Annotated in this window: 1 protein-coding gene; it reads right to left on the reverse strand. The window is 72.5% G+C overall.

Annotated elements, in window-relative coordinates; translation table 11 throughout:
- On the reverse strand, positions 1 to 4,803 hold a 4,803-nt coding region (locus tag ACVV2G_RS33210), incomplete at both ends, for a type I polyketide synthase (protein WP_453846481.1).

Consider the following 4,803-nt stretch of genomic DNA (forward strand, 5'->3'; position numbering starts at 1 on the left):
CCGCTGCTGCGCGTCCGTGGCCACCGCCTCCCGCGGACTCATCCCGAAGAACTCGGGATCGAACTCGGCCGCATCATGCAGGAAACCACCCGAGCGCGTGTACGACGTACCCGCCACCGCCCGATCAGGGTTGTAGAGCGCCTCCACATCCCAGCCACGGTCCGACGGGAACTCCGAGACCGCGTCCACACCCTGCGACACCACACGCCACAGATCCTCGGGCGAAGCCACCCCACCCGGATAACGGCACGCCATCCCCACGATCACCACCGGATCGTCCGCCACCGACGGCAACGCCGACACCGGCACCACCGCCGCCGCCTCCGTGACACCGAGAACACCGTCCAGCAGATGACCGGCCAAGAGCGCAGCCGTCGGGTAGTCGAACACCACCGTCGCCGGCAACCGCAGCCCCGTCGCCTTGCCCAGCCGGTTGCGCAGCTCCACCGCCGTCAGCGAATCAAAGCCCAGGTCCTGGAAAGCCCGGTCGGGATGAACACTCTGCGCACCGGAGTGACCGAGAACGACCGCGATCTGACCACGCACCAGATCGAGCATGATCTCACGGCGCTCGGTCGCTCCCAGACCCTCCAGGCGCTGCACCAGGCCCACCGTCGCCGCCGACCCACCGGCCGCCGAACGACGCCGGCGCGCACGGACGAGTCCGCGCATCAGGTTCGGGACGTCCTCCCGACCGCGCAGTGCGGCCAGGTCGAGGCGTACGGGGAGGACGACCGGCTCGCCCGAGGCCAGGGCCGCATCGAACAACGCCGTGCCCTGCTCCGCCGTGACCGCCGGCAGACCCGAACGCGCGATACGCAGCCGATCGGCCTCCGACAGCCCCTCCATCATGCCCGCATCCTGCGACCACGGCCCCCACACCAAGGACACCGCAGGCATCCCGAGAAAACGGCGGCGTTCCGCGAGCGCATCCAGGAAGGCATTGCCCGCCGCGTAGGCACCCTGGCCCGCGCTGCCGAACGTCCCCGCCACCGACGAGAAGAGGACGAAGGCGTCCAGGTCGAGGTCCCTGGTCGCCTCGTGCAGGTTCCACGCCCCGTCCACCTTGGGACGCAGCACGTCCGTCAGCCGCTGCGGGGTGAAGGTCTCGGCCATGCCGTCGTCCAGGACACCCGCCGCGTGCACCACCGCCCGGACCGGGCGGTCGGCCGGCACCCCGGCCAGCAGGGCGTCGACGGCCGTACGGTCGGCCAGGTCGCACGCCGCGACCGAGACGCGGGCGCCCAGGCCGGTCAGTTCGGCCGTCACGGCGTCGATGCCCTGGGCGGCCGGACCGCGTCGGCTCACGAGGAGCAGATCCCGTACGCCGTGCTCCACGACCAGGTGCCGCGCGAGGATGCGGCCCAGGCCGCCCGTACCGCCGGTCACCAGCACGGTGCCGCCGTCCGGGTCCGACAGCGGGGTGTGGGCCGCCGGGGTGCCGGCGTCGTCGACCGGGACCGTCCGCGTCAGCCGCGGCACCCGCACCTCACCGTCCCGTACGGCGGTCTCCGTCTCCTGCACGGAGAGGGCGGCGGTCAGCGTTCCGGTGTCCGTGCCGTGCTCCACGCCGAGGAGACCGAAGCGGCCCGGGTGCTCCAGCGACACGGAGCGCACCAAGCCCCGTACGGCGGCACCGGACAGGTCGTCGGCGCCCTCGGCGTCACGGGTGACGAACACGAGGCGCGAGTCGGCGCACCGCCCCTCCGCCAGCCAGGAACGGATCAACTCCAGTGCCCGGACCGCAGCGCCGTGCACGGAACCGGGCACGTCGGCACCACCGGCGAGGGCGCCGGCGTCGGCCAGTACCGTCCCCGGCACCTCACCGCCGGCGGTCAGGTCCGCCAGGTCCGCGAACGCCACGAACCCGTCATCCGGCAGGCCCGCGAACGCGCCCGTACCGATCGTGCCCAGGACGCCCACCGGGCCCGCAAGGGCATCGCTGTCCGCACCGGGGGCCGGAACCCACTCCACGCGGTACAGGGACCGGGAGGCGTCGTCGGGGCGTACGCCCGCGGTGGCCGCGCGGACCGTGAGGGACTCGACGGAGACGACGGGCGCCCCGGAGGGGTCGGCCATGTGCACGGCCAGGGTGTCGTCCCCGGTCCGGGCCAGCCGGACCCGCAGCACCGATGCGCCGGACGCGTGCAGCGACACGCCTTCCCAGACGAACGGCACCCCGCCCGGGGCGTCGTCGCCGCCGAAGGCGAACGAGGCGTGCAGGGCCGCGTCGGAGAGCGCCGGGTGCAGGCCGTAGGCCGTGCCGTCCGTCTCCTCGTCCAGGGCGACCTCGGCGAAGACCTCGTCGCCGCGCCGCCAGGCGGCGCGCAGGCCCTGGAAGACGGGGCCGTAGCGGAGACCGGCGTCGGCGAGCCGCTCGTAGCAGTCGCTCACGTCGACCGGCGCGGCGCCCTGCGGCGGCCACACCGAGGCGTCGAACTCCGGAGCCACCGTGTCCGGGGTCAGGACGCCCTCGGCGTTGAGGGTCCACGGCCGCCGCTCGTCCCCGGCGTCGTCCCGGGAGTGCAGCGTGATCGCGCGGCGGCCGGAGTCGTCCGGCTCGCCGACGCTCACCTGGATGCGCACGGCACCGCGCTCGGGCAGTACGAGCGGTGCGGGCAGAGTCAGTTCCTCGACCGCGTCGCAGCCGACCTCGTCGGCGGCCCGGACGGCCAGTTCGAGCAGGGCCGTGCCCGGCACCAGTACGGCACCCTGGACCACGTGATCGGCCAGCCACGGGTGCGACTGGACCGACAGTCGGCCGGTGAACACCACCCCGTCCCCGCCGGCCAGTTCCACAGCCGCGCCCAGCAGGGGGTGTCCGGCCGCGCCGAGCCCGGCCAGCCTGATGTCCCCGCTGCCGGTGACGGTACCCGTCGGCCAGAAGTGCTCGTGCTGGAAGGCGTACGTCGGCAGGTCCACGGCCCGGCCGCCCGTGCCGTCGAGGACGGCGGCCCAGTCGGCGGCGGCGCCGCACACGTGCAGCTCGGCCAGAGCGGCCAGAGCGGCGGTGACTTCCTCCCGGTCCTTGCGCAGCAGCGGGACCAGGACCGCGTCCTCGCCCGCGCTCTCCCGCGCCATACCGCAGAGCACACCGTCCGGACCCAACTCCACGAACCGCGACACACCCTGACCGGTCAGAGCCCGCACACCGTCATCGAAACGGACCGCCTCACGCACATGGCGCACCCAGTACTCCGGGTCGGCCAGCTCACCGGCCTGTGCGATCCGGCCGGTCACATTGGACACCACCGGCAGGCGCGGCTCCGCGAACGACAGCCCCGCCACGGTCTCGCGGAAGGCATCGAGCATCGGCTCCATCAACGGCGAGTGGAACGCATGCGAAACCCGTAGGCGGGACGTACGCCGTCCGATCCCACGGAAGACCTCCGCGACCGCCTCCACCGCGTCCTCCACACCGGAGACCACCACGGAAGCCGGGCCGTTGACGGCGGCAATGGACACATCCTCGAGGGACACCAGGTGCTCGAGCACCTCCGCCTCGGTGGCCTCCACCGCCACCATCGCACCACCCGCGGGAAGTTCCTGCATCAACCGGCCACGAGCCGCCACCAGCACACAAGCATCCGCGAGCGACAGCACCCCGGCCACGTGTGCCGCCGCCACCTCACCAATGGAGTGGCCGGCCACGAAGTCGGGAGTGACACCCCAGGACGTCAGGAGCCGGAACAGCGCCACCTCGACGGCGAACAGACCCGCCTGCGCGTACGCGGTGCCATTGAGCAGCGCCTCGTCCTCGCCCCACACCACCTCACGCAACGGGCGCTCCACGTGCCCGTCCAGCCCCGCGCACACGGCGTCGAACGCCTCCGCGAACACCGGGAAACGCGCATACAGCTCACGCCCCATACCCAGCCGCTGCGAACCCTGCCCCGAGAACAGGAACGCCGTACGGCCGGCCTCGTCCTCACCGACGACCGCGGCCGGGTCGGGCTCCCCCACGCACACAGCGGCCAGTCCGCGTACGGCGGTCTCCCAGGCGTCGGCCAGGACCACGGCGCGGTGGTCGAACAGCGAGCGCTGCGTGGCCAGGGAGTAGCCCAGGTCCACCGCGCGCAGGGAGGGGTCGGCCTCGATACGGGCAAGGAGCCGTGCGGCCTGCGCCCGCAGGGCCTCCGCCGTCCGCCCGGACAGCACCAACGGCACCACACCCGGAACCAGAGAAGCGACACCCCCGTCGGTCTCCGCCTCGGCGACCGGCTCCGGCTGCTCCAGGATGACGTGCGCGTTGGTACCGCTGATACCGAACGACGACACACCCGCCCGACGCGCACGCTGCCCGTCCGGCCACTCGTGATCATCGGTCAGCAGTTCCACCGCACCCGCCGACCAGTCCACGTGCGAGGACGGCGCATCCACATGCAAGGTCCGCGGCAGCATCCCGTGCCGCATCGCCATCACCATCTTGATCACACCCGCCACACCCGCGGCAGCCTGCGTATGACCCAGATTCGACTTCACCGACCCAAGAAGCAGCGGCTGCCCCGGATCACGCCCCTGACCATAAGTCGCCAACAGCGCCTGCGCCTCGATCGGGTCACCCAGCGTCGTCCCCGTACCATGCGCCTCCACCACATCCACATCCGCCGCCGACAGACCACCACTGGCCAACGCCTGCCGGATCACCCGCTGCTGCGACGGACCATTCGGCGCCGTCAGCCCATTGGACGCACCATCCTGATTGACCGCCGAACCCCGCACCACCGCCAACACCCGATGACCATGACGCCGAGCATCCGACAAACGCTCCAGCACCACCATCCCCACACCCTCGGACCAGCC

It is taken from the genome of Streptomyces sp. JK94, from assembly GCF_053613315.1.